The sequence below is a fragment of the Candidatus Trichorickettsia mobilis genome (assembly GCF_034366785.1).
Classification (GTDB): Bacteria; Pseudomonadota; Alphaproteobacteria; order Rickettsiales; family Rickettsiaceae; genus Trichorickettsia; species Trichorickettsia mobilis_A.
Genome location: NZ_CP112932.1, coordinates 90937 through 117192 on the forward strand (window position 1 = coordinate 90937; position 26256 = coordinate 117192).

Sequence of the window (26256 nt, forward strand, 5' to 3'; positions counted from 1 at the left end):
TACTGCCCAGCTACTACAGTATATTGATAATAAGAGAGTAGTGATAGCTAGAAAAATTCCCAGTGCCATTGCAAAGCACTGTCCTCTTTTTATAGAACGCTGACTATTTTCAAGCGTAGCAAAATCTAGAGCATGTCGATGATGCTGTTCTTTCTCAGCCATATCAATTAAACGTGCTAGTGTACCTGGATTCATAGCCTCATATTCACTCATGACATCTAACGGCGGTAGAATATGCTCAAATTTTTTGCGATAGAAGCTATTATCCATTTCTCGTGGATTAGATAACCTACTATAACCTTTATTCAGTCGATTGCCACTAGCAAAAAAAGTTTTAATTTCTTTCATATTTTTGTCTTAATTTTTCAAATGCACTACTTAAATCTTGCTCCACTTGAGCAAAATAATGAAGTGATGGTTTTTGATTTTTCTTGGCGATTTCAGTAAATAAGTTCTGAAATACACCTATAAAGCCAGTTATAAAATATTTATTCATTTACGCTCAAAAAATTATTTTCTGGAATCCAAGGTTCTCCTCTGAAATTTACTGCATTATTAAATTTATTGCAACAAGTTATAAATTTTTTATCACAGCCGGCAATTAGCATCACCTTCTTAATATCTTTTAAAGCATCAGGTATGGCTTGATCAAGAGTAATAATATTATCAAGCTGCTTTAAGATTTTTGCAGTAAATTGTGTTTCTTTAAATATCAACTCGCCATAATCGAAATAACCATTCTCTTGATTTAAATCAGCGATTATCAAAATGTTATCAGTAACTTCTGATATACTATAACAGTGGCTATATAGTTGTTTATTAACTTTACATCTCTTGTCACCAAAATTAGTTCGACAAGTTTTACTGAATTTTTGCAACAATGATTGCTCAAATTTTTTAGTTTCTGGTTCAAGATAAAGGCGAAAACCTAAATCAAATTTTGTATATAAATTACAGTAATAAGTAAGCCAATGATAAGAATATCCAGAAAAATATAAAATTATTTTCACTGCAGCACTAGTTAAATCCATTGTTGAAATAATGCCGTTAACTTCAAATATGCCATCAAGAATAATATTATTATGAGCAGAATCATTAAATTCTCCACTAATCACTGTTATTCCTGAATTAGGTAAAAAAATTTGATTTTGTAGATTAATCGCTGTACTAGCCGAAGTTAAGTATAAATTTTGACCGGTTGTCAAAGTAATTTCAAAGCAATAGACAAAATTTTCACCGGCGGTAATTTTCTGTTGTATCTGTTCTGGCAAATCCCTCATGCTATTACTTCATAAAGTTCTATTTCGGCTAATTCAATAGAATTATCAGCTGCATAATTATAAGTGAAACTATCACTACCAAAACGCACGCACACATCAAAAATAAAATCTGCCATTAATACTAAACCAGTGGCTAAAACTTCATGGATGGTGATGATGCCATTATTATCATCAATTATAGCTTCAACCAATTGATTTTCTATATAAATATTTACACTATCTTTTACTGGTTTGGTAATTTTACGCCAATATGGCAGCACTGAATCATCATATAATTTAATCAATGGAAACTTAGTGCTCTTCCCATCGCCGGTAGCAATAAACTGTTTGGTCACCTGACAATCAGCATGATCTCTCAAACGAAACGAAAAGCTCTGTCCACGCCTAGCTCTAAAGAAACTGTTAAATTGCTCAAATTGTCCTTGACTCAATCGACAATTTTTAAGCAAATATTTTTGCTGCGCGGCTTCTCGGTCTAAGTTTCTAACCTCACGCCCAGAAATAGTAGTAATCACCGAGGTGGCAAATTCTGGTTGCCCTAATGCAAAAACCTCAACAAACTTTGGTAACCTGACATCATGAAAATTCATAGATCAAACTCTTGTTTAATTAGTGCTTGGTAATTCATAATTAACTTAGTGGTAAGGAGATCCTGACTACGTTCAAAGTTAATTATACCTGAACGTATCCCGGCAATAATGTATCCTACAGCGTTAAGATTGATTGAATTTAATTTTTTATTAATTAAACTAGCGAGTATAGTTAAATTTTCCTGATTTTTATCACGAACAAATACACAAATTTCAAATCCAATTTCATATATTTCATGACCAAATTTTGATAAATTACTTGCACGTATTATATTGATTAACAAAAAAGGATATTTGGCATCTTGTACTACAGATAGGTAAATTTTATCAATTAGCTGTTTAATCTCTTGTTCACTGTTAAGTACGTTGTACAATTTAAGCTGAAAATCATGTAAAAAATTGAGCGACATATTTATTGCTGTTTAACTTATATTCATATTTTTTATTAATACAGGATTGCATCAAAGCTAAAGCTCCTTGCAACCACTGGTAAATGAGAAGAACTAGCTGATCATTACGAAGGCTAAAGCATAAAGCAATCCAGTGTCTCTACAAAATCTCCAAAGCAATTATTTGTAACCACCTATTTCGCTCGTTCAAGTTTATTATCCTTTTTATTTCAAATAACCTACTATTAAAGTTAATACGCAGTTTTATGGTAATGCCAGCGATAAAACGTAGCCTAAACAAAAACAACGCTTCAGTCATCACATGATCAAAACTAAATTGTTCCAATATATTCAACCTATTATCACATGCCGGCTGAATATCAGCATAGGCAACCAATTTTTCTTGCCAGTCTTCAAATTCTATTTCATGCAATGCAACATTTTCCAAGAACTTAACCTGATGTTTAAGATTCTTGCTGGATAAGTATTGAGTCATTTTAAATCTTTAGTTGTCTGTATGGTAAATATAAATTTCTAACAGCGCTTGAAAAGGAATTTTCAAGCGCTGCTTCACGATCATACATTTCTGCGACATGCAATAAAATTCCATACTTAATGGTGGATGGGGTATTATTGCTGCTAAATCCAGAAATATAGTGCACCACTAAAGTTGTCGTATTTATAGGTTGCAATAAATGCAAACTGCTATGAGTAGTATCAAAATAATATTGTTCATTGTTAAGTACCGTTTTATTTTCGTCTTTCTCGGTAAATATCTCCGTTATTGTGCGTATCGGTTGATATTTTAGAACAAATTGCTGTTGTTTCTGCAACTTAGCACGAAATTCTATACGTCTATTAACTAAACTCAAACCGATAAAATTCTCAGCTGACGAGATCGCAGTATCAATCAAGTTAGTTATTAAATTATCATCGTAATCATCTGATATTCTTAGATAATTTTTGACCTCACTTAATTGCCACAATTCCTGCGGTAGTAGTTCAATAATTTTAAAGCTATTTTGGATCAACATAAAATTACACTATAATAATTAGCTCTAAAATTTAGCAAATCTCAGTGCCTCGGGATTTACTATATCGCCGCCCACTCTTTTTACTGTATAGAACTTTATAAAAGGTTTTTCTGTATATTGATCGCGCATAATATTAACGCCGCTACGATCTACAATCTTATAAGCTGAGCTAAAATCTCCAAAAGCTATTGCACGTTTACCTTCTTCAATCGACGGCATCTCCGCACAACAAACTACCGGTATGCCAAAAATAGTATGCGATAATGATTCAGTAAAAGTTTGCTGCCAGATAAATCTACCATTCTCATCTTTAAGCTGTTGAATTGTTGATAAAGTTGTTCTATTCATCAAAAAACTTGCATTAGTTAAATATTCTTCATCTAGATCGTTAATCAGATTGAGTAACAAATCCTGTAGCTTAAAATCTCCAACATTTATGGTTTTGATTTGATGATCTTCATGTAAAATGCCTTTCGGCTGTTTTTCGCCACTGCCATTAATAAAAGCAGCATTTTCTACTTTAATAAAACTATCTCTCAAATGTTCTACTAACCAATCCTCAATCTGAATAGCGGAATCATCAATTAACACTTGAGTAGCTTTTGGTTGAGCATAAAGCTCGTGCACTAATATTCTTTTTTGTTTTAATTTTGGGGTTTCGGTGTCTTCGCGTCGCTCAGCATCACCAATCCAGCCACTAGTAAATTTACCATCTTCAATGACTACATCGAGTGCATTAGTAGAGATAGTTTCTACTGATGCTAGCTGCCTCATTGGCGAACGTGCTTTCATCTCACTGATAATTTTGTGATATAATGTGGGGACTAATAACACATCGCCCTCACCTGCCGCGCTACTTAAAGATTTTTGAATTAATACATCCATACGACCTTTACGAAGATAATCACCAAAAGCTGCTTTATATTCAATATTATTATTGTCGTTTCCTAGTTCTGGGCGCGCTAATACAGTTTGAATATTATTAATTCTATCCTCTAATATTTTGATTTGTTTGGTTATTTGTTCTGTATTTTCACTACTTATTGCTTCTGTATTCATATGTTCCTGTTGATTGGCATTATTAATATTATAGATTTTGGCATGAGCATTAGCCGGGAAAGTAACAATACTTATTTCTAGTAATTCGGCTTTTTCAATAACTCGTTGCCCTAAATGATTGTAATATGCTGATTGCAGATTAAAGCCGATACTAAGACCATCTACTGAACCTTGTTGTACTAATTCAATAGCTTCACGACCAGATTGAATATTGCTGTTAATGATAGCTTCTATCTGCAGGCCGTAATTATCTTCATGTAAAGCTTTAATCACTCCGATAGGTTTAATAATATTATGTTGCCATAAAAATTTTACCACTTGGTTATCTGTATTTGCGAAGGCTCCTTTAATCACCATATCATTCTGCTGATCCACAACGTTATAGACGCTGGCATAACCTGCAATAGTTATATTGTTATCTGTTACTGATTTTATAATGAATTTTTGAGAAATCATCTGCACATAGCTACCTATAATTAAATACATGACTATAATATATACTGTGAATAAATGAAAAATTGGAAAAATGTTTGTCATGCTGAACTCGTTTCAGCATGACTACTGCTACGCTACGCACTGCAATTTTTCACTCTTCATTTATACGCAGTATACATGATGGTTGAGCTAGCACTAAGTGCGCTAGCTCAAAAAATATATTTTATATTTTTATATAATTTTATTATTGTTTTTGATTTAATAATATGTCATTAATAATAAAAACAAAGATATAACAAAATATTAGGTAAAATATGAAAAGTTTCGAACAAATATTAAGAGATATTTATAATATTGTTAGAAGAAGTAATAACCGAATTATCAGGCCAGGATGTCGTTTTTACTGATCAATAACTTATGGATAAAATGTTTAAACTGTTGTACGCGAACGTCATTGCGAACGAAGCTGTAGGACGAAGTGCGACAATCCAGAAATAGCTGTAGAACGATTTAGCATTAGCTGGATTGTTTTGCTCACTAAAGTTCGCTTGCAATCTGATATATCCTTATGAAAAATGTTGCTAAGGTAGATATATCAGATCCCGAGCACCTAAAATCTAGTGTCATCCCGACCTAGTTTAGCGTCATCCCCCGAACGGACGATGTCATCCCAAACATACAATGTCATCCCGAAAACACGCAAAGTCATCCCGAACTTGTTTCGGGATCTCATCAGAACTTCATAAGATCCCGAAACAAGTTCGGGATGACTTACCGTGACGCCTTAGAGGGCTTTATTTGCAAAGCTTCTAATATCCATGCAACAACACCCATAGGAGCACAGCACATGACGATTTCTCTAAATTCATGAACGCTTACCAACGGTAAAGTTCTTTGTATAAAATTTTGGTAAATTACGACATATCTTGAACGTTATTCTAGCTTAGAGAGCTGAGCTGTTGTTTATTTGTCTAATTCCTTTTGTTTGTTCAATTCCTTCTGGACAAGTTCCTGATATTTAGATTTTACTTGCTCTAAGGAATATTCTCCCTGATAATTTTCTTGAAGAGCAAGTATCTTTCCTAAGTAAAAATTTATTTCTTCAATATTAGCAGCAAGCTGTTGACTTTCTTTTTTATTTTGCGGGTCAATATAGGATATTGCTTGATTTTTTAAATTGCTACAAAATAGCTTGAACTGTTTTACTTTACTTAAAATAACTGGTATATCCTCAGGTTTAAGCACAAACAAAGCTACAAGCGCGATTACTAATAATTCTCCAAGTGACATAATTTTTCTCTCATTAATTGGACTTGAGCAATGGCTGTTGCTACTGCAGTTTCCGTACGCAATACATTATTACCTAAACTTATTGAGATGCTACCTGGCACTGCTATCAGCATTTTTAATTCTGCTTCGATAAAGCCACCTTCCGGACCAATAATCACCGATATTCTATCGAACCAGTGCTTAATGAACTTCACCGTATTTGCAGAATTTTCTTTTTCATTGGCATAAATTATCATCTCACTCGCTTGTGCTATATAATCACTTAAAGAGATTAACGGTCTTAAAGATGGTACCGAGATACGCTCTGACTGCTCAGTTGCTTCGATTATACATTTTAAAAAACGTTGATGATTAATACTCCTTAACTGTGATCTTGTAGAAAATAAAGGCACAACCTCAGTGACACCAAGCTGTACTGCCATGTTTATGGCTTCCAACATTCGATCAATCTTAATCAAGCATAATCCTAAAGTTAATTCAGGCTCTTTTATTGGTTTTCTTAAACAGTGCAATATTTTTACTTCTAGGCTATTTTTAGATAACCTCAAAATTTGAGCAAGATATTCACCGTCCTCGCCATTAAATATCCTAAATTGATCATTGATTTTTAACCGCAACACTGTTTTTAGATAATGTTGATGCTGAGCATCATTGATATTTACAACTATATTTTCACTTAAAATTATATTAGAATAGATTCGGTGCAAATGATAAAAAGCCATATAACGGAAATAACAATATGAATATATGAATAAAGACAATGATATAGCAATAGATGAAATATTGCCAAAAGAAAAAAAGCCGCAAGAAATCAATGGAGCCAAAGGTCAAGAACCAACGACATATGGTGATTGGCAACATAAAGGCAGGGTAACGGATTTTTAGACAAATTTTATTTGTATTTGAATAACTGAATCCTTGCTACAATATTAGCTTTTAATTTCATAATCTAAAAACTATCAATCCCTTTTAATTTTAGAACCATTAAACTTTCTTATATTTCTATACAGGAATATATTGATCTTAATTGGCATTATTATATTATAATATAATAATTATAAACTTAAAAGGAGTGAACCGATGAATGTCTACCTAGATTATTTACAAAATGCTGCTTAAAAATAACCTAAAATAAGAAACAGAATTAGCAAAAAATTTGTATTGAAAAATCTAGTCCATTGTACTTTTTTGTTCATCTAATTTCTACTCTCGTTGCTTATTCTTTAACTAAAAACAAGCTGAAAATCTCTCAAATTTTACCTCTAATACCTTAAGCTCCAAACATTTAATTCAGAATTCGCGTTTAAAGCAATTTGAAAAACCCTGACATTAACCATAATTTATCTAATTATATAAAATGAATAATTATCTTGTTGTTTATTTATATTTTAATATATAATTAAATTACAATAATATAAATTATAATGTAAAGAGTAAAAAAATGAAAAATATAGCTGAAGCAACAGCAGGCAAAATAGATGAACGACTACAAGTCTTGCAACTGATAATTGAGCACCCTGAGGAGTTAGCTAATGCAATTCAAGAACATCCAGATACTTGCGTGAGAATAAGAACATTAGGGCACATTGCAGCTAAATATCAATTATTGGAACAATTATTAACATCTCAAATATTAACTCCAGTAATTGATCATTGTAATGTTGATGATTTTATATCTATATTAGGTAATGTCCATAGGAGCGATAATTTTCAAGTATTATTTGAGCAGATATTTGACATAGCAGCCTTTAAATCAAAAATAAAAGAATATTTAACCAACGAAACAATCGCTAAAGGGTTAGCTTTAGCTCTATATAAGTGTCCTACAATAATTAATAAATTGCCTATAGAAGATATTTTAAATTTAGGAGATATAAACTTGTTATCCAAAGCATTTACAGCATTAGTTAAAAGTAATGATAACCATTATACAGTTCTTGACTATTGTAACTTTAATAATAAAGCACATAAAGAAGCGTTTGAAGCAATGATACTTAATGGCAATATCTCCAAAACAGCAAGGACAGAATTATTAAGTATAGTTTTGGAACATGGGGAGCGGTTTAACTATATTGACGCTCCGCGTATTTCTTATAATAAAGAGCATATTAAACCTGCTATACAGAAAGTTATAGACAATATCTATACAAATCTTGATCCCGCAAATCATCAACTCTTAGCTGACCGGATAAATTGGGGTTTAACGAAATTCTATGGCACGAACCTGGTTATTACTGATATTATTAACCATGGATTGAGTAAATCAATATATATAGGAACAGGACATGAATACATACCAAATACTCACCTCAACGTAGGAGGCTCGAGTACTAAATGGTGTATTCTAATTAAGAAAGGTAATTTACTTTTAAAGTCGGTTATATCAAATGATTTTATTGATACATTTGCAGAACTGATACATGAAGCTACGCACATGGCTTGTGGAGAATTTTTTGATAATAACCAAGAGCCTTATTCAAATCAGATAAGAGAGCAGAAAGAACAAGAGTTTGTAGAATCATATCATAAGCTTGTTCAACAACCATTGATCGAAGACATGTTATCAGATTATTATCACCCTTCGCAGTATGAACGAGAATTTATCGCTTATTTCATTACACGCTATGTTCAATATTGTATTACGTACTCTTTATGGGAAGATAGAGCATTAAGCTTTAAACAGTTTGCACCTTTGTACTTAAATTCATCAAAAGAAGAGCATCAAGAAACAGGAAGGTTACTACAAAAACTTGCTGATTATTTAGATGATGTCACAGGGTTTATACGCATTGCTCATAATAGTTTAACAGCTAGAGAAGAGACCGCTATTAATCAGAATATTCATGAACTTAATATAGAAGAAGTCAAGTTAGACTATGACCTAAAGGTAATAAACGATGACGTAAAGCCGTTGGGAAGCAATGATAGTGATATAATAGACTAAAGAATTCTGACAAAATTTTAGGTAATTTTGTTTCTCGATAAGGTAAGATAATAAATTTAAAATAAGAAAAACGGGCTCTGTCTAACTAATTGTGTAAATTAGTTAGACAGAGCCTATGCAGCATATAGTTTGTTAAATAAATTTTCAAATTAAGCATATACTTTATAATATTTACTTGGTAAGGTAACGCAAAACTGTCTTATCAAGTAAATAAACCTATGTTAACTAAAGACAAATTATTTATTATTTGGCTATTTGGTGCAACTAGCGGGTTCACCTTAATGATTAGCGGTAATACCTTAAATTACTGGCTAGCCAAAGAAAATATTGACATTCGTGCTATTGGTATCTTTGCCTTTATATCTGTCCCTTACGCTATCAATTTTATTTGGGCGCCGATTTTTGATACTAAAACTCTTGGCCATTTATCAAAATTATTAGGCCATCGATTATCTTGGATTTGTGTACTACAATTCACTCTAGCATTATTTGTATTGTTTCTAAGCAAATTATCACCACAACATAATTTATTATTATTTGGAGTTATAGGATTGATTATCTCTTTACTAAGTTCAGCACTGGATACAGTCTTTGGAGCTCTTAGAACTGAAATCATTTCTAAAGAATCTCAAGGAGCGGCATCAGGTATATATATATTTGGTTATCGTATAGGTATGTTGCTCTCAAGTTCTGGTGCTATATATTTGTCTGCTAAAATTGGCTGGCAACATGTTTATATGATCTTTGCTATATTAATAATGTTTTTATCTAGTTTATTAATAATAACCTTATATAAAAAAGATTATCAAGAACCACCTACCAACCTTAAATCAACATCAGTAAAAAATAAAAATATTTTCAGTTTTATCAATGATATTTTAAAACCCATAGGATCATGGTCTTATTTGAGTTTAATCATAATTTTTTTAATATTGTATCGTTTACCAGATAATTTTATTAATACTATGATTAATCCTTTTCTAATTCATCTTAGTTACAATGAATTTGAAATTGCCAGTGCTGGCAAGTTTTTTGGTATTAGTGCAGCAATAATTGGTGGACTTGTGGCCAGCTATATTATGAACAAACATAGTATTCAAAATAGTTTATTAATATTTGGTATTTTACATGCTGTTGCTCATAGCTTGTTTATTGTACAAGCTATATTGGGCAATAATTTAATTTTACTGTTTATCGTTATTGGCTTTGAAAGTATAACTGGTGGGATGACCATGGCTGCTTACATTGCTTTTATTGCCTCTTTATGTCATGGTAAATTTCGAGCGACTCAATATTCATTCTTTTCGAGTATGATGGGACTTTCAAGATCGATTTTTCCGACAGTCTCTGGATATATAGTAATTGAGTTTGGTTGGCAGAATTTTTTTCTTTTTGTTACAATTATGACCATCCCTTCCCTGCTACTATCATTTAAATTAACTACCATGCTCAAAACTTCATGATAGATAATATTATCGTATTTGCTTATTTATTAATTATACTTGGAATGGGGACATATTATCGTTCACGATCAAATAATTTCAAACATTATGCCAATCTTCAAAGCTCAAAAAATACCTCCAAATTAATACTAGTGGCGACTATATTTGCCTCTTCAATTGGTGGCGGTACTACTTTTGGTATTTCAGAAAAAGTTTTTGCAAACTCTGCTGCTTATACTTATGGGTTAATATTAACAATCCCTATAGATTTTTTAATTGCCATCTACATTATTCCAAGAATTATCAAACATCATGGAGCTGAAACTGTCGGAGATATCATGGCTAGCTATTACGGTAAGCCTGGTAGATTTATTGCAGGAGTTGCTGCAATGATTGTGTCTATTGGATTGCTTGCAGCGCAAATTAGTGTCAGTGGGCGTATTTTTCAATATATATTGGCAGTTGATTATATTAAAGCGGTGATCATAAGTTATAGCATAGTTATAATTTATACTACTATAGGAGGCTTGCGGTCTGTGGTATTTACTAACGTATTGCAATTTTTTGCGATGATTTTAGCTATACCAGTAATTAGTATAATTGGTATTCATAAAATAGGAATATATAATTTCATTGAACAATTACCACAAAACAAAATTTTCTTTGATAATTCAAACACTCTACTACAAGATACAATTGCTGCAACGGCAGGTTTTGCGGTGATGGAGTTATATCCTAGTTTTATTCAAAGAATTCTAATCAACACTAACTATAAAGAAACTAGTAAAGCTATCTATATAAAATCATTCATATATGCCTTGTTTCTTATATTTGTAACTACAAATGGCCTAATCGCTTATCATTTATATCCAGAACAAACACCACAGCAAGCATTGCCATACTTGATTGATCAAATTATGCCAATAGGTTTACAAGGATTTATTATTGTCGGCTTACTTGCAGCAGTGATGTCTACTGCTGATTCTGATTTAAATATAACTTCCATTACTTTAGTTAAAGATTTTTTAAGCCCGATCTTTAATCTCAGTAATCAAGGACAATTGTTATTGATCGCTAGAATTGCCAATATAATTATTGGAAGTAGTGCAATAATCATCGCTCTTAACTTTGCTAGCGTTGTTGATTTAGTAGTATTTGTTGTCGGATTCTGGAGCCCCATGATTATTGTTCCACTGATTTTTGCCTTGTTTGGAGTTACTATATCTCAAAAAATGATGATATTTAGCAGTATCTGTGGAGTATCCAGTTTTCTATTCTGGGAAAAATGGCTTGCTAATTATCTAAATTTAAGTCTAAAAGGAGTATTTATTGGTACTATGGTTAATCTTTTGATATTTTTATGCTCGGTTCTCTATACGAAGTGGCGTCATCAAACTTAAAAAAATCAATAAATATTTTACTAAGATCTATTATAAATAATATTTGCTTAAAACACTAAATGCTTATATTCTCAATATATAATTGAATTTTAAAGACCTATGGAAGTAACCAAAATCTCACAAGCTTTGATTACTGATGCGTGTGAAATACCATTCTTTGATATGAAAGTTCAAGCTGGTTCCCCCTCTCCTGCTGATGGACATATGTGCAATAGACTTGACTTAAATAGGCATTTGATTAAGAATCCTAATGCTACTTTCTTTGTTCAAGTAACCGGTGAATCTATGATTGATGCCGGAATAAAAGAAAATGACCTGCTTGTCGTTGATAGAGCAATAGAAGCTACCAACAACAAGATTGTAATTGCTGTAGTTAATAATGAGTTTACAGTTAAGAGATTAAAAATAATTAACAACGAAGCATTTTTAATGCCAGAAAATCCCAAGTTTTTACCTATAAAAATGGAAGAAGGTTCCTATATTTGGGGAGTTGTTACTAGCGTTATCCAAAAATTCTAGATTTTGTAGCAATTTTTAAAATATTACTCTTAAGAGCCTGTCAGATCAGTAGATATAAGAGAGGAAGTTTTAGGAAAAACGAAGTCGAGTACCGCAAGCAGTCTTTTGGTTTGTTTCGGAACGGAAACGAGTTTTGAGTGAGCAAAATTACCTCTTATATCTACTGATCTGACAGGCTCTAAGAGGGTAGAGGTAAACAATCTAAACAATGCGCCCGCCTATGGAAATAAATAAAATTCTATTCTGTGCTATTACAGAACCATGCCCTATACCATTCTTTAATATGAAAATTCAAGCAGGCTCTCCAGCTGTTGTCGATAATCCAAATTTTATAAAACTTGATATAAGCAAACATTTAATTAAGAATCCTAGTACTACCTTTTTTGTGCAGGTAACTGGTGAATCTATGATCGATGCCGGAATATATGAAAATGATTTACTTATTGTTGATAAATTTATGGAGCCTAATAATAATAATATTGTAATTGCTGTAATTAATAGCAAATTCACTATTAGAAGATTGAAAATTGATAATACTGGTATTTTTTTGGTTGCTGAAAACACTCCAACTTCTTCTATTGAAATGAATGAAGATTGTTATATTTGTGGAGTAGTTACTAGCGTTGTACGACAACTATAAACTTTTACTATTAGTTAACCTTGCTAAGCTCAATTATTTTTTAACAAATCCATGAATATATTAATTCACAAAATCTTACCTGGCCAAGACATAGAAGAATGTCTAAAAATTCGTAGAAAAGTTTTTATAGAAGGCCAAAATGTTCCTGAAGAAGAAGAACTAGATGGGCTCGATCACGATAGTGATCACTATATTATCAGATTAAATGATGTTACATCAGGAACTGCCAGAATAAGGTATATACAGAATAAAGCTAAAATTGAACGTGTTGCTATACTTACGGAATACCAAGGTCAAGGGCTTGGCAAAAAATTAATGGAATATCTTATAAAAGCGATTAGAGATTCTAGTAAAGTAAAAATAGCAATTCTTGGAGCACAGACACACGCAATCCCATTTTACGAAAATCTTGGATTTAGTATTTGTAGTGACGAGTATATAGAGGCTGGTATACCGCACAGAGATATGCAAATAATACTAAATTCATAAAAAACATAATTATACTGGATTGTTGTAATCACTAAGCTCGCTCTTAGAGAGTAGATATAAACAAAATCCTACGCAATGATTAATACTATGGAGTTTTTACATTTATGTCTTTACTTGATGCTCGTCCGATCTATAAGCCGTTTTCTTATCCATGGGCCTATGAGGCGTGGCATGTTCAACAAAAAATTCATTGGTTGCCTGAGGAAGTGCCGCTAGCTGACGATGTTAAGGATTGGAAATATAATTTAAGCCCTGGAGAAAAACATTTGCTTACTCAGATATTCCGCTTCTTTACACAAGCAGATATTGAAGTAAATAACTGTTATATGAAACACTATTCCAGAGTATTCAAGCCTACAGAAGTGTTAATGATGCTCTCGGCATTCTCTAATATGGAAACCATTCATATTGCTGCTTATTCTCATTTACTTGATACAGTCGGAATGCCAGAGATAGAATACCAGGCATTCATGAAATACAAAGAAATGAAAGATAAATACGATTATATGCAGCGTTTTGGAGTAGAGACCAAACATGATATTGCTACAACCTTAGCGGTATTTGGTGCCTTTACTGAGGGTTTACAATTATTCGCTTCTTTTGCTATATTATTGAATTTCCCACGTTTTAACAAAATGAAGGGCATGGGACAAATTATTACTTGGTCAGTACGTGATGAAACGCTACATACTAATTCAATTATACTATTATTCAAAACTTTCGTCCGTGAAAACCCAGAAGTATGGACAGAAAGTTTACGCAGTCGTTTATATGAAGCTTGTGCTACTATCGTACATTTTGAGGACGCTTTTATTGAACTTGCATTTGAAGTCGGTGGTGTTCAAGGTTTAACTGCTCGTGAGGTCAGGCAATATATACGTTATATTGCTGATCGCCGGTTGATGCAATTAGGGCTAAAAGAAATATACCTGGTGGATAATAATCCTTTACCATGGATAGATGAAATGCTAAATGGAGTTGAACATACTAATTTTTTTGAAAACCGAGTTACTGAATATACTAAAGCAGCAACAACCGGTTCTTGGGAAGAAGTGTTTATGGAGATGGATGAGGATAAGCAGCAAAAACTACTATGAATATTTAATTAAAATATTATAAGCATATGAACCTGGCTTATCTCACCATAAAACAAAAGTATGACTTATGAGTACTATATCAACATTAATTGGTTGGGGATTAATAATATTCAGCCTATTTATAATTTTCTCTGCTATTATCGGTTTATTTAGATTTCCTGATTTCTATACAAAAATTCATGCAGCGGGGCTTATTGATTCTTGTGGGTTACCGTCAGCATTAATTGGCCTTAGCTGTTTACAGCATAATCCCTTGACCAGTTTTAAATTAATATTGGCGGCTATTGCTGTGTTATTGCTAAACCCGGTAGCGACAACTGCGTTAGCTAAAGCAGCTTTATTGGCAAAATCAAGATTGCCGGAATTAAATAATAAAAATTAAAAAACCTAGAAATGAATGTTAGATAATTTGCTTACCATACCATCCTCATTAGATTTTCAGGTTAGTGTTTATTTATTATACATTGTTGCTACAACTCTGATAATCATTAGTATGAAGCTGATAATCAGCTTCAATTTATTTGAGAATATAGTTCTGCTGTCAGTATTTAGCTTGCTGATTAGTATGTGTTATTTATTGATGGATGCTCCTGATGTAGCGATGACCGAAGTAGCTCTGGGAAGTTGCCTTGCAACCTGCATATTACTCAATTTTATTAAAATGTTAAAAACCACCTCTCTTATCATAAAAAACAATAGAATTATACCAGCTGTTATTATATGCTTATTATTTAGTGCTACATTAATATGGATTATGTTTGATCTACCTGAATATGGTGATCCAACTACTGCACTGCATACTCATTTAGGCAAATATTATACTACTAACACCAGAATTGAAATAGGCACGCCATCATTAGCAGCAGGTATCCTAGCCAGTTATAGAGGTTATGATACTCTAGGTGAAACCTCAGTGATTTTAATAGCTGGACTGGCGGTGTTATTAATTTTATCCACTACCAACAAAAAATATAGCTAATGCTTATAAAACATTATCAACGTACAATAAATATCTTCAAATTTATATTTATTATTGGTATCACCATAATTTTGCTTTTATTTTATTCTTGGGTTAATTTACCGCAAGTGACAATTGAAAATAATGCAAAATTTACCAAAGCAAATACTGCTACCTTACCATCACAAAATTATGAAATTACTATGTTTAATTCTATTTTTGAAGGGATCAGCAATAATGAACAACCTTATAAAATTATATCGGATACAGCAGCAAAAATTGCAGAAGATCAATACGAATTAAAGCAAATTGCTGCACGTCATAAATTCTTTGGTAATGATATATTAATTAAAGCACGACACGCATTGATTGATAATAATATCAAGTTAATTACATTAACAGATAATGTCCAGATTATGCTAAATGACTTACAATGTCATACTGCTGAGTTGCTGATTAATTTGATTGATCATAAAGCTACCAGCAATGAAAAGGTAGTTGTTTACTACAACAATTCACGAATCAGTGCTGATAATTTAGTTGCTGATGGCACCCTCAATACTATGAAATTACAGGGTCATGTTCAAGCAAAGATTGATATTTCAGACTTCTAAATTGAATCTTTTTTACAAAATATCTCTTATAATTATAAGTTGTTATTCATTAACAACTTATGGCAATAATAATAATTTACATATTCATTCTGATAACGTAACTTTTGATAAAAATAGCAGAACAGTAGATTTTTCTGGAACAGTCATCATATGGTTTGATGATATAATTTTAAAGACTTCTGTATTAAAGATATTATACAAAAACTCTGCTAAAGGCAAACAAGCAATAGATAGAATAATAATCCCTAATAAATTATCGGCATTAAAAATATCTAACCAAAATATTATAATCGCTGATGCAGCGGTTTATAATCATCAACAGGAAGAGCTAACCTTAACTGGTAATATTAAATTTATTTATCAAGATCATATTCTTCAGACTGAAAAATTGTTATATCATACTAAATTAAATAAAATTGATCACCATAACAACAAACATCAACGAGCAAACATTGACAGCAACGGTAAATAGTCTAAGAATAGAAAATATTTCTAAATCATTCATTAAAAGGCCTATCCTCAGAGGTGTATCGTTGCAGATTACTCTTGGAGAAGTAGTCGGATTATTTGGTCCAAATGGAGCTGGTAAAACTACTTGCTTTAGTATTATCGCCGGATTGGTTAAAGCTGATTCAGGTAAATTATTTTTTGATAATCATGATATTACTCATTTACCAATGTACCTACGTGCGCAGATGGGACTAGGATACTTACCGCAAGAACCATCAATCTTTCGAGGTTTATCGGTATTTGATAATTTGCGGGCAGTTATTGAAATTACAGAACGCGATAAGGAAATAGTAGAACAAAAAGCAGAAGATTTATTAGCAGAATTTTCAATTAGTCATTTAAAAAATTCACCGTCAATCAGTCTATCCGGCGGTGAGAGACGCAGACTGGAAATAGCCAGAGCGTTAGCTTCTAACCCCAAATTTGTGATGTTGGATGAACCGTTAGCCGGCATTGATCCGCTTGCTATTATTGATATAAAACATTTAGTGAAATACTTGAAAAAACGTAATATTGGTATTCTTATTACCGATCATAATGTAAGAGAAACATTGGATATAGTTGATCGAGCTTATATTATATATGACGGTAAAGTTTTAATGGAAGGTGATCCAACAGAAATAGTTAATAGTGACAAGGTACGAGAAGTTTATCTTGGTCACAGCTATACTCGATGAGAATCAAGAATATAAAGCATATATGAAACCATCAAACAAAAAACTTGCTTTATCCTTAGTAGGATTGAGTGTTAGCATGATATTTCTAAGCTTTGCTTCTGTCCCAATTTACAGTTTATTTTGTAAAGTTACAGGATTTGGTGGTACCACACAACAAGCATTCCAATCTTATCATTTACAAAAAGGTAAGAAACAACTAGTTATAGAATTTGATGCAAACGTCGATCCGGCATTACCATGGCGCTTCATACCAAAGCAACGACGAGTTTCAATATTACCGGGACAGAATACTTTGATTTTTTATGAGTCTGAAAATATTAGCAATGTTGATATTATCGGCACTTCAGTCTATAACGTTACCCCAAATAAAGCTGGTAGATATTTTGTTAAAATTCACTGTTTTTGTTTTGAAGAACAATTATTACTAGCTGGACAAAAATTGCTGATGCCTGTTTCATTTTTTATTGACCCAGAATTTGAGAATGATCCGGACATGTCAACTGTTGACACTATCACTCTATCTTACAGTTTTTTTAAGATCCGTGAAATCAATAATCACAAATAATGATAGACTTTTGCTGTAATCCATTTCATTATTATATCTAATATAATACAAATTTTTTATGGCAAACAAACAGCACCCATTTCACCTAGTTGATCTTAGCCCCTGGCCTATTCTTACAGCATTCTCAATGTTACTGGTTACCTCAGGTAGCGTAATGTTTATGCATAATTACTTTACCGGAGAATATCTTTTAGGTCTAGGGGTATGCTCATTATTATATTGTTTGTATCACTGGTGGCGTGATGTAGTCAATGAGGGGATTATTGGTAAACACCATACTAAGCCAGTAAGAACAGGGCTTCGTATTGGCATGGCGTTGTTTATTTTATCAGAAATAATGTTTTTTGCAGCATTTTTTGGATCTTTTTTTAAAGCTCATCTCGCCCCAGTAGGCATTCTGGATGGTGTTTGGGTTGTCAAAGAAGGTGTTTGGCCACCTGCAGGTATTGAAACCTTTGACCCATGGGACATACCTTTTCTTAATACTTTGATCTTATTATTATCAGGAACAACTGTTACTTGGGCTCATTATGCCATGGAAGAAAACAATCAAAAAGACTGCGTTACCGCATTAGGATATACAGTATTGCTTGGCATTTTGTTCACTACCATGCAAGCTTATGAATATCACCATGCCAAATTCAAATTAAGTGATGGTATCTATGCAGCAAATTTTTACTTAGCTACAGGTTTTCATGGCTTACATGTAATTATTGGCACAATTTTTCTTGCTGTTTGTTATTTCCGCGCTAAGAATGGAGATTTTGTTAAAGGTAACGGATATCTAGGGTTTGAATTTGCTGCCTGGTATTGGCATTTTGTTGATGTAGTATGGTTATTCTTGTTTACTTTTATATATGTATTAGGTAGATAGCATATACTAATACTAACAGTGAGCGCTCAGGGGTTTTTAAAAAAGTCGTCATTGTGAGGGCTTTGCCCGAAACAATCAAGTTCTTTGTACCAGATTTTCTGGATTGCTTCAGAGCTAAAGCTCTTCGCAATGACGTTGGTCACCAGCTTTTTAAGTAGTATATTGATGTTTAATTTTAAAAACCGTGAATGCTAACTACTAACCAACTTATATATCATGAATGTTGTTACGTTTTTTCGTATCTATTCACGTCCCCGACAAACCTTTGCTGTATCAGGTATACAGATGGTGAGTTTGACAACAAACTGCCTCCAAGATGTCATTCCCAGCAACGGCGGGAATCCAGCGTACATCAATCTAAGCATTTGAGACTTTTATTCCTAGATTCCGAGAGTGTTCAATGAACTGTGTCAAATCGTCAAGCTTTGAGACCACGTTAGTGGTCGAAGCAATCCAGTCAAACGTTTTATTTCCTGGATTGCTTCGACCATAAATGGTCTCAGCTCAGACATGCTCTATTTTTATATTGACACAGTTCATTGAACACTCTCTAGATTCCCGCCTACGTGGGAATGACATCGAGTGCGTTAATAAGACTAGTGTATATATCATACATCTGCGGTTTGCCAGACTCTTGAATAGATACCGTGTATTTTTGTATTTTCTGTATACCACTCTACCCTAATATCATCTACACTTCTCGTGCGCTCAGGGATATATTGGGTTCGGAGTGACACTGATAATTTTAAACCTGAATTGAAACCTATACAATCCTAGCGCAGATTAGGATCCAGAAAATCTAAAAACTTGTCAGGATCACATTTTAATATTAATATAAATTAAAATATTAATATTAACCTAGGTATTTTTTTAAGATTATGTGATCCTGTAAACATACTGAGCCTAAAACAAAATAGTATTTGTTTCCCGGTTAAATTAACTTATACAGCATAGGCATTAATAAAACATTAATAAAACAACTATAAGTAAAAATAAATATATTTTTAGAACTTAGTTTCACAAAATAAAAGATCATTTTGCAAAACAATCAGATTTAATTAGGCATACAAGTTATCTCAACTTGAAGTGTGGATTCCTGCTTTACCTTAGGCTGAAATAATTGTCACTTAATAACTGTATTACACGATATTGTATATAAAAGCTATAAACACTAAAACCAGCATCATCAAGTTGTCTTGAGCAATATCTTTGAATACTACTATAGACAAGCTGATAACACCGGTAAGTTTTTATTTAAAGAAGCTTCGATAAATTATATTCAATAATTAATCTAGTAATCTAACTGTTTCTTGTACTAGTCTATCGGCTAATACCACGGTAGCAATAGCCCCTTTAATACTAGCTAGTGCTGCTTTAAATTCATTTGAATCAATTTCATAATTAGTATTCAAATAACCATCACCTGCTGCATCCTGTACTTGGATAGAGTCTGACAAGGCAGTAGAAGCATTTTTCAAGCTTTCAATTTGTCCACCAACTGATGCTAGACCATTGGTGACCAAAGTGTCTACTGCTGCAATAAGAGTTTGAGCTGTACCTTGGTTAGCTGCGGTCAATAGATCACCTGCAGCAGTTAACTTTGTGGTAGCTGCTTTTAGGCCAGGAGCGGTAACTTTAATAGTATCAGTCATTAATATCCCAACTCTAACGTTTAGTGGAACAGCTGCTATAGATGTATCGCTGCTAAAAAGATTTCTACTATCAAAACTTGCTCCTTCAAACTGACGGTTAAGATCCGCAGTATTGGATTTATATAATGCATCTAGGGCAGCTAAAGTTGTAGGGTTTGCAGTATTCGCTTGAGCAATAATATCTTGTAGTCCTACAAGCTGTTGCTTTCCTGCTAATAATGTCGATTGCGCAACTTTAAGCAGATTAATACCATAAGCAGCACTTTTAGCAACGCTTTTAAGTACAGATGCTGTATTACGCAACTGAGAGCCTACCACATAATCTACGATATTAGCTTTACTTCTATCGCCAGTAGCTAAACGCTCACCAGCTTCACGTAATCTTTCGGTATTTGCTTTCATTGTATTGCTAGCGATCAGGGTAATTGGATTAATAAAATCGGTCATAACTTATTCTCCTTTTAATTTTTTTATTAATTATTAATTTAATAGAGTGATATATATCTATAACATGAATATATATTATTCTATCATTTTCTTAAGCAACATTCGTGCCAAATTTTATTAATTTTCAGTTAAAAGAAGGGAAAATTATCTTGATAACAGCAAAATTTATTTTGGTTGTGGTATTTTAACGTGTATTGTTAATATAGCTAACTTGGATATGGTTATTTCCGTAGAATTGCTCAGTAAATATTAACGAATATGCAAATACAAGCTTATATGATAGGAGTTGTACTGAACCTAAAAAGGCTAAGTACAGGCTACCATTATTATTAGCTGCGCTCCCTCAAGCAATGACGGCTGGAATTGGTCTCTGTGATATTTAAAAGATATTTTAATTGGCAACTCGCATTAAATAATATACGTAACTATTCTCCAATAATTACATATAAGCTGCTTTACAGCAGAAGCAATCCAGTCAAACTTATTTCCTGGATTGCTTTCGACCATAAACGGTCTCAAAGCTTGACGTGCTCTATTTTTATATTAACACAGTTCAGGGAAGACCCTTAATATTGCTTTTATTTTAGATGTTTTCTGAAGATCTATTGCTCTATTTCTTAAATCGACTATACGCTTTCATCTCACTCATAATTAAAATTTTATCTTAGAAGTTTATTGCATAACACAAGAAAATATACTAAAAAATATAATCTATAAATATTGAGCAAATAAATGACAATTTCTGATAAATCACCTACTTCAAATGATTCATATGATGAATTTCCATACGAGAGTTACCCTTTTCCTCATACCAGACCTGAATATTTAAGGACTATTGGAGTATTATTTGGCATGACTCCACCAACATTGAAAACTGCTAGAGTTCTAGAATTAGGATGTTCTAATGGTGGTAATATTATTAATTTTGCTGAAACATATCCTAAATCTTATTCACTGGGAGTTGATTTATCAAAAACAGAAATTGAGCATGGGCATAAGCTAATACAAAAGCTTGGATTAAAAAATATTGAATTAAAACATATGTCTATTACTGACCTTGATGAATCATTTGGTAAATTCGATTACATAATTTGTCATGGAGTATTTTCTTGGGTACCTGATGCAGTTAAAGATAAAATTTTAGAAATATCTAATAAATTATTAAACAAGAATGGCATATCTTTTATCAGCTATAATGTTTTACCTGGTTGGAATATGGTCAATAACATACGTGATATGATGCTATTTCATTCATCAATTTTTGAAGATACTCATAACAAAGTTAAGCAAGCCAAGTTATTCTTAGATTTTGTTAATGATTCATTGCAAGATTCTACAGCTCCATATGCCAAATTTTTAAAAGAAGAAGCTCTAGCATTAGCTAAACATGAGGATCAATATTTGCGCCATGAATATTTAGCAGAAGAAAATACACCATTTTACTTTCATAAATTTATGGATCTAGCACGAGCTCACTCTCTGAATTATCTTGGTGACGCCAACATTCAAACTATGTATTTAGGAAATTTACCAGCACATGCTTCAGAAAAACTTGCAGTAATTAATGATATTGTCCGAACTGAACAATATATTGATTTTATTTATAACAGAAGATTTAGATGCACTCTATTAGTGGGTAAAGATACCGTCATTAATAGAGCTATTACTTCAGAAATCTTGGATCAATTCTATACTATGTGCATGTTATCTGCAGATAAACTAGAAAGCGATATAGACCTAAGCAATGCATTAGAAAGCATTACTTTTTCTTTAATTGAGTCTACAGCAACTTCAATCTCAACTTCTTCTCCGATCATGAAAGCTATCTTTTATAGCTATATAGATAATATAGGTAATCCATTAAAAATAAATAAGTTATTACATGTCGCTTCGACAAAACTACCACAATTTGCACTCCAAGACTTCATTCAAGAATTTAATAATAATATCGGAAAATTAGTACTTAGTGGTTATATTAAACTTTTTGAAAGCAAACCTGCTAGTATTTTTGAAATATCAGCAAAACCTAAAGCAAGTAATTTAGCGAGATATCAGGCTGCTCATGCTTCAATCAATAAATTATGGATTACCACTCAAATTAATCAGTTACTAGCAATCCAGCTGCCTGATAAATATGTCCTTGAGTTACTCGATGGTAATCATAATCTAGAACAAATTACAACAAAACTTACTGATAAATTTGTTAAAGGTGAATTAGTTGCAGCAGAAGGTGATGTCAAAATTACAGACAAAGCTACTTTAAAAAACTTAGCTTCAAAATGTGTGGAATCAAGTTTAGAAAAATTTAGACGTAATTTTATTTTGGTTGCATAATTGTATATACTTCTTTTAAAACTTATTTAGGTAAATATTTATGTTAATTGATAAAATAGCTGCACAAAATTCACAAGGTGAAATAAATGTAATTATTGAAATACCAATGAATGCACCTCCAGTTAAATATGAGTTTGACAAGGATTCTGGAGCTATTTTTGTCGATCGTTTCATCCAAACATCAATGTTTTATCCATGTAATTATGGCTTTGTTCCTCATACTTTATCTGGTGATGGTGATCCAGTTGATGTACTAGTGATTTCAAACTATCCAGTGATTCCTGGTAGTGTCATAAGAGCTAGACCAGTAGCAGTGTTAATGATGGAAGATGAATCCGGAATCGATGAAAAAATAATTGCAGTGCCAGTATCAAAATTAGACCCTTCTTTTAGTACTGTGCAAGACTTGGAAGACCTTAACTCAGTTTTAAAACAAAGAATATCGCATTTTTTTGAACATTATAAAGATTTAGAAAAAGGTAAATGGGTTAAAGTTACTGGCTTTGAAGGAGCGCAAAAAGCAAGAACTTTAATCAAAGAGGGCGTAGATCGTAAACTTAGCTGAAATCATTTTTTAGCTTTTATCCTAGAAATTTATGAACTTTGATTTTTCGACACACTACGGTTATCCTTGCGACACTAGCTATCATCCTGAATTTGTTTCGGGATGACAGTGGTAAGCGTTGTTCACGGTTTTTAGAAAAAGTCGTCTTGCTTGAGATAAAGCTACAAACTCTCACATAAAAATCAAGAACCAAAAAATACCTCACCAGCCGATAGACTATATATTTGACCACAAGCAAGTTTAATTCGTATATTACCTGTAAGGTCTATGTCCTGGAATCTACCAGAAATCCTATTTTTACCGTCATCAATTGTAATTACTTTATTTAGTTTATTAGCTTTTTTGAGCCATAATTGCCTAATCGGCATAAACCCTTGTTGTTGCCACATAGAAAAATACTTTTCAAAAAAACTTATAAATAAATGTAGAGTCTGATCAGAACCTACTTGATCTATCCCAAAATTAAATAAATTTGTAGCTGGTTGATCAATATCCAATGGATTAGATCGCAGATTAATCCCTACTCCTATGATTAAATAACCACTATTTGATAACTTGATTGATTCAAGTAAAATTCCGGCTATTTTTTTGCTATCAACCAGGACATCATTAGGCCACTTTAGTCCAATTGTTAAAGTAAGATTTGCACTCTTTGCTATAGCTATAACAGTATCATAAACAGCTAATGCTGTAACAAATGATAATTGTGGCTGTATTTCAATAGGAATATTTTTTTCAAGTAGTATACTAGCATAGAAATTACCAGGCTCTGAATACCATTTTTTAGAATATTTACCACGTCCAGCTGTCTGACTTTGAGCCCAAATGACAAAATTACCGGTTACTCCTGCTTTAGCTAACCTAATTGCCTCAGAATTTGTACTATCAATCTCATCAAAAATCAGTAAATTGTATTTTTTAAGCCATGGCAGATGCATTATTCATCTCTTACTGTCTAGTATAATAGCTGGGTTGAAATTGCCAACAACACAATTCCAAACGCTGAAGATTAGATTCAAGTATACATTTAAGCAGTCAGTAATTCTAAATAATTAGCAGTAACAATGAAAATAATAATAGGAAAGTTACCACAAGACAGGTAATAAATAATAAACCGTTGCTAGTTGGTATTATTTCTGTTTGCTTAATATTGTCAGCAAAATACATTGACCTAACAATCTTTAAATAATAATAACTAGCGATAATACTGCTAATCATCCCAATGACAGCAAGCACTATTTCTTGTTGTTTAATGGCCTGGTAAAAAATATAGTATTTACCAAAAAATCCTGCCAGTGGTGGCAAACCAATCATAGAAAACATCATCACTGCAATTGCAGCAGCAATTGCTTTTCTGTTTGTGGCTATACCGCTAATATTATCAAAAGTTGCTTCTTCAGCATTTTTTCCAAGCAACGCAATAAGACAAGCAAAAAAACCTAACGCTGCAATAATATAAATAACCATATAAATTATGGCTGATAAAATTCCAGCAACATTCTGCAAAGATATTCCCATTAAGACATAACCAACATTCAAAATTGTACTATATGCCATTAATCTTTTGATAGATTTTTGCATAATGGCTCCAAGTGAACCAATAACCATCGAAAATATAGCAACAATTTTAATTAAAGACCCAGTAATTTGTGGATATTCTCCAATCATTAAAGTAAGTATATTTAATAAAACAAATAGTACTCCTATTTTTTGCGCTGTGGCAAAATAGGCAACAGTAGTTACTGACGATCCTTCATATACATCAGGCGTCCACATATGCAGCGGTGCCGCAGAAAATTTAAATAACAAACCACTTAACATTAATACAGCACCAATAACAATCCCTATATTAGGAATCTGTACTGCATTATTAAACATCGCAACGATTACTTTAAAGTCCAAACTGCCAGCAAAGCCATATAAAAACGACATGCCTAACAAAGTGATACAGCTAAGTAATGCTCCCAATACAAAATATTTTACTGCGGCTTCTGCAGATTTTATATCTAGACTAAACCCTGCTAAAGCGTATCCAGTCAAAGCAGTTAATTCTAATCCACAAAATAATAATAATAAATTACGTGATGAAATCGATAAAAAAATCCCAAGCATTGAAAATAATAACAAGGTTATATATTCCATTCTGACGTTTAACGCAGATATCTTACAAAATTCATAATATATTATTATACTCATTATTGTAAAGCCAAGTACCAGTAATTTGTAAAATGAGGTAACAACACTGCTGACAAATGATCCGTTACATCCTATACCATGAGAACCTAATAATACCACCAATACTAACATTAAAAATATTAGTACTACAATCGTAACCTTAACAATTAAGTTTACACGCTCACGATAAAATACGGCCGCCACTTGCGCCAACAGCGCAAGAGCCGTCAATATAAACTCTGGTATTATCATCATAAAATGTGTTAACACAAATGTA

General features: G+C 32.5%; 28 protein-coding genes and 2 pseudogenes. 17 read left to right on the top strand and 13 right to left on the bottom strand.

Annotated elements, in window-relative coordinates; genetic code table 11:
• Positions 1-39 precede the first annotated feature (39 nt).
• The 10 genes and pseudogenes from Trichorick_RS09260 to Trichorick_RS00470 form a co-directional block, all read right to left on the bottom strand.
• A pseudogene (locus Trichorick_RS09260) lies at positions 40-348 on the bottom strand (DUF2335 domain-containing protein); the annotation flags it as partial.
• Entirely contained in the window at positions 335-496 is a 162-nt protein-coding gene (locus Trichorick_RS00430; RefSeq protein WP_323738308.1) for a hypothetical protein, read from the bottom strand. The pseudogene Trichorick_RS09260 and the gene Trichorick_RS00430, both read right to left, overlap by 14 nt.
• Positions 489-1280 (bottom strand): DUF2163 domain-containing protein, encoded by a 792-nt coding sequence (locus Trichorick_RS00435; protein ID WP_323738309.1) that lies wholly within the window; start codon positions 1278-1280, stop codon positions 489-491. Before Trichorick_RS00435 ends, Trichorick_RS00430 begins: the two co-directional genes overlap by 8 nt.
• Positions 1277-1870 carry a phage distal tail protein, Rcc01695 family gene (locus Trichorick_RS00440; protein ID WP_323738310.1) on the bottom strand — a complete coding sequence of 198 codons (594 nt, stop codon included), beginning with the start codon at positions 1868-1870 and terminating at the stop codon, positions 1277-1279. The genes Trichorick_RS00435 and Trichorick_RS00440 overlap by 4 nt, the downstream gene beginning before the upstream one ends.
• Positions 1867-2280: a hypothetical protein gene (locus Trichorick_RS00445; protein ID WP_323738311.1), complete on the bottom strand. Its 414-nt coding sequence runs from the start codon at positions 2278-2280 to the stop codon at positions 1867-1869. The genes Trichorick_RS00440 and Trichorick_RS00445 overlap by 4 nt, the downstream gene beginning before the upstream one ends.
• Positions 2281-2419: 139 nt before the next feature.
• Positions 2420-2755 (bottom strand): head-tail adaptor protein, encoded by a 336-nt coding sequence (locus Trichorick_RS00450; protein WP_323738312.1) that lies wholly within the window; start codon positions 2753-2755, stop codon positions 2420-2422.
• A gap of 1 nt (position 2756) precedes the next feature.
• Positions 2757-3293: a head-tail connector protein gene (locus Trichorick_RS00455; protein ID WP_323738313.1), complete on the bottom strand. Its 537-nt coding sequence runs from the start codon at positions 3291-3293 to the stop codon at positions 2757-2759.
• Positions 3294-3317: 24 nt separating this feature from the next.
• Positions 3318-4889: a phage major capsid protein gene (locus tag Trichorick_RS00460; protein ID WP_323738314.1), complete on the bottom strand. Its 1572-nt coding sequence runs from the start codon at positions 4887-4889 to the stop codon at positions 3318-3320.
• An 861-nt stretch (positions 4890-5750) separates the two neighbouring features.
• Positions 5751-6077 carry a Sec-independent protein translocase subunit TatA/TatB gene (locus Trichorick_RS00465; RefSeq protein ID WP_323738315.1) on the bottom strand — a complete coding sequence of 109 codons (327 nt, stop codon included), beginning with the start codon at positions 6075-6077 and terminating at the stop codon, positions 5751-5753.
• Positions 6056-6799, bottom strand: a complete 744-nt coding sequence (locus tag Trichorick_RS00470; RefSeq protein ID WP_323738316.1) for a 16S rRNA (uracil(1498)-N(3))-methyltransferase — start codon at positions 6797-6799, stop codon at positions 6056-6058. Before Trichorick_RS00470 ends, Trichorick_RS00465 begins: the two co-directional genes overlap by 22 nt.
• Positions 6800-6851: 52 nt before the next feature.
• Here Trichorick_RS00470 and Trichorick_RS00475 point away from each other — a divergent pair.
• The 15 genes and pseudogenes from Trichorick_RS00475 to Trichorick_RS00545 form a co-directional block, all read left to right on the top strand.
• A pseudogene (locus Trichorick_RS00475) lies at positions 6852-6962 on the top strand (DUF1674 domain-containing protein); the annotation flags it as partial.
• Between the two features lie 556 nt (positions 6963-7518).
• Positions 7519-9021 (top strand): hypothetical protein, encoded by a 1503-nt coding sequence (locus tag Trichorick_RS00480; protein ID WP_323738317.1) that lies wholly within the window; start codon positions 7519-7521, stop codon positions 9019-9021.
• A 218-nt stretch (positions 9022-9239) separates the two neighbouring features.
• A complete protein-coding gene (locus Trichorick_RS00485) occupies positions 9240-10484 on the top strand; it encodes an AmpG family muropeptide MFS transporter (protein WP_323738318.1) in 1245 nt (414 codons plus the stop codon).
• Complete coding sequence (locus Trichorick_RS00490; protein WP_323738319.1) at positions 10481-11863, top strand: sodium:solute symporter family protein; 1383 nt, start codon at positions 10481-10483, stop codon at positions 11861-11863. The genes Trichorick_RS00485 and Trichorick_RS00490 overlap by 4 nt, the downstream gene beginning before the upstream one ends.
• Before the next feature lie 99 nt (positions 11864-11962).
• Positions 11963-12382: a LexA family protein gene (locus Trichorick_RS00495; RefSeq protein ID WP_323738320.1), complete on the top strand. Its 420-nt coding sequence runs from the start codon at positions 11963-11965 to the stop codon at positions 12380-12382.
• 220 nt (positions 12383-12602) lie between these two features.
• The gene (locus Trichorick_RS00500; RefSeq protein ID WP_323738321.1) at positions 12603-13022 is read left to right on the top strand and encodes a LexA family protein; all 420 of its coding nucleotides are present in this window, start codon (positions 12603-12605) and stop codon (positions 13020-13022) included.
• 51 nt (positions 13023-13073) lie between these two features.
• Entirely contained in the window at positions 13074-13511 is a 438-nt protein-coding gene (locus Trichorick_RS00505; RefSeq protein ID WP_323738322.1) for a GNAT family N-acetyltransferase, read from the top strand.
• Positions 13512-13615: 104 nt separating this feature from the next.
• On the top strand, positions 13616-14608 hold the full coding sequence (locus Trichorick_RS00510) for a ribonucleotide-diphosphate reductase subunit beta (RefSeq protein WP_323738323.1): 993 nt from the start codon (positions 13616-13618) through the stop codon (positions 14606-14608).
• 67 nt (positions 14609-14675) lie between these two features.
• On the top strand, positions 14676-14990 hold the full coding sequence (locus Trichorick_RS00515; RefSeq protein ID WP_323738324.1) for a Na+/H+ antiporter subunit G: 315 nt from the start codon (positions 14676-14678) through the stop codon (positions 14988-14990).
• A gap of 15 nt (positions 14991-15005) precedes the next feature.
• Positions 15006-15587 (top strand): DUF4040 domain-containing protein, encoded by a 582-nt coding sequence (locus Trichorick_RS00520; RefSeq protein ID WP_323738325.1) that lies wholly within the window; start codon positions 15006-15008, stop codon positions 15585-15587.
• The gene (gene lptC, locus Trichorick_RS00525; RefSeq protein ID WP_323738326.1) at positions 15587-16180 is read left to right on the top strand and encodes an LPS export ABC transporter periplasmic protein LptC; all 594 of its coding nucleotides are present in this window, start codon (positions 15587-15589) and stop codon (positions 16178-16180) included. The genes Trichorick_RS00520 and lptC overlap by 1 nt, the downstream gene beginning before the upstream one ends.
• Before the next feature lies 1 nt (position 16181).
• Positions 16182-16652, top strand: a complete 471-nt coding sequence (locus tag Trichorick_RS00530; RefSeq protein ID WP_323738327.1) for an LptA/OstA family protein — start codon at positions 16182-16184, stop codon at positions 16650-16652.
• Positions 16633-17367, top strand: coding sequence for an LPS export ABC transporter ATP-binding protein (gene lptB, locus Trichorick_RS00535; protein ID WP_323738328.1), 735 nt, complete (start codon positions 16633-16635; stop codon positions 17365-17367). The genes Trichorick_RS00530 and lptB overlap by 20 nt, the downstream gene beginning before the upstream one ends.
• A 22-nt stretch (positions 17368-17389) precedes the next feature.
• Positions 17390-17932 (top strand): cytochrome c oxidase assembly protein, encoded by a 543-nt coding sequence (locus Trichorick_RS00540; RefSeq protein WP_323738329.1) that lies wholly within the window; start codon positions 17390-17392, stop codon positions 17930-17932.
• Positions 17933-17990: 58 nt separating this feature from the next.
• Entirely contained in the window at positions 17991-18806 is an 816-nt protein-coding gene (locus Trichorick_RS00545; protein WP_323738330.1) for a cytochrome c oxidase subunit 3, read from the top strand.
• A 1286-nt stretch (positions 18807-20092) separates the two neighbouring features.
• On the opposite strand, the gene Trichorick_RS00550 is transcribed toward Trichorick_RS00545, so the two are convergent.
• A complete protein-coding gene (locus Trichorick_RS00550) occupies positions 20093-20905 on the bottom strand; it encodes a hypothetical protein (RefSeq protein WP_323738331.1) in 813 nt (270 codons plus the stop codon).
• Between the two features lie 732 nt (positions 20906-21637).
• Between Trichorick_RS00550 and Trichorick_RS00555 the strand changes: the two genes are divergently transcribed.
• Together Trichorick_RS00555 and ppa are read left to right on the top strand one after the other, a co-directional pair.
• Positions 21638-23239 (top strand): methyltransferase regulatory domain-containing protein, encoded by a 1602-nt coding sequence (locus Trichorick_RS00555; RefSeq protein WP_323738332.1) that lies wholly within the window; start codon positions 21638-21640, stop codon positions 23237-23239.
• A gap of 40 nt (positions 23240-23279) precedes the next feature.
• A complete protein-coding gene (ppa, locus tag Trichorick_RS00560) occupies positions 23280-23804 on the top strand; it encodes an inorganic diphosphatase (RefSeq protein ID WP_323738333.1) in 525 nt (174 codons plus the stop codon).
• 182 nt (positions 23805-23986) lie between these two features.
• Here ppa and Trichorick_RS00565 read toward each other — a convergent pair whose 3' ends face one another.
• Positions 23987-24742 carry a biotin--[acetyl-CoA-carboxylase] ligase gene (locus tag Trichorick_RS00565; RefSeq protein ID WP_323738334.1) on the bottom strand — a complete coding sequence of 252 codons (756 nt, stop codon included), beginning with the start codon at positions 24740-24742 and terminating at the stop codon, positions 23987-23989.
• Positions 24743-24848: 106 nt separating this feature from the next.
• Positions 24849-26231 (bottom strand): NADH-quinone oxidoreductase subunit N, encoded by a 1383-nt coding sequence (locus Trichorick_RS00570; protein WP_323738898.1) that lies wholly within the window; start codon positions 26229-26231, stop codon positions 24849-24851.
• Between the last annotated feature and the right edge of the window lie 25 nt (positions 26232-26256).